This window comes from Halomonas sp. (assembly GCF_014859505.1).
Lineage (GTDB): Bacteria > Pseudomonadota > Gammaproteobacteria > Pseudomonadales > Halomonadaceae > Halomonas.
In genome coordinates this window covers 1-1,122 of record NZ_JACUUD010000268.1, presented here as the reverse complement: position 1 = coordinate 1,122, position 1,122 = coordinate 1, and the positions used below count along the sequence as shown (strand labels likewise).

General features: G+C 68.6%; 1 pseudogene. It reads left to right on the top strand.

From position 1 onward, the window contains the following. Window positions 1–1,122, top strand: a pseudogene (locus tag IBX53_RS16170) (transketolase); the annotation flags it as partial.

The following is a 1,122-nucleotide window of genomic DNA, read 5'->3' as shown; positions in this document are numbered from 1 at the left end:
CCGCCAAGCGCTTCGAGGCCTACGGCTGGCACGTGGTGCCCAACGTCGACGGCCACAAACCCGAGGAGATCAAGGCCGCCATCGAGCTGGCAAAAAGCCATGACGACCGGCCGAGCCTGATCATCTGCAAGACCATCATCGGCTTCGGCTCGCCCAACAAGCAGGGCAAGGAGGAGTGCCACGGCGCCCCGCTGGGCGAGGAAGAGGTCGCCCTGGCCCGCCAGCAACTCGACTGGCCCCACGCGCCCTTCCACATCCCCGAGCCGATCTACCAGGGCTGGGACGCCCGTGAGCCGGGCCGCGCCGCCCAGGGCGAGTGGCAGGAGCGCTTCGAGCGCTACCGCACCGAATATCCGGAACTGGCCCGAGAGTTCCTGCGCCGCATTCAGTGCAAGCTGCCCGCCGAACTCTCAAGCAAAGCGCTGATCGAGAAGGCCCAACAGGCCGGCGAGACCATCGCCAGCCGCAAGGCCTCGCTGAACTGCCTCAACGAGCTGGGCCCGCAGCTGCCCGAGCTGCTCGGCGGCAGCGCCGACCTGGCGCCCTCCAACCTGACCTTCTGGAACGGCGCGAAGGCGATCACCCCGGAGACGCCTGACGGCAACTACCTGCACTACGGCGTGCGCGAGTTCGGCATGGGCGCGATCATGAACGGCATCGTGCTCCATGGGGGCTTCATCCCCTATGGCGCCACCTTCCTGATCTTCATGGAGTACATGCGCAACGCCGTGCGCATGGCGGCACTGATGGGCAAGCGGGCCATCTACGTCTTCACCCATGACTCCATTGGCCTGGGCGAGGACGGCCCCACCCACCAGCCGGTCGAGCAGCTGACCAGCCTGCGCTCCACGCCGAACCTCGCCACCTGGCGCCCCTGTGACGCCGTGGAAACCGCCGCGGCCTGGGATGCCGCCCTCAGGCGCAATTCCGGCCCCACCGCCCTGGTGCTGTCGCGCCAGAACCTGCCCCACCAGGCGCGCACCAAGCAGCAGCTGGCCAGCATCCAGCGCGGCGGGTACGTCCTGAAGGAATGCGAGGGCACCCCGGAGCTGATCCTGATCGCCACCGGCTCCGAGGTCGGCCTGGCCATGGACGCCGCCGCCGAACTCGACGGCCAGGGAC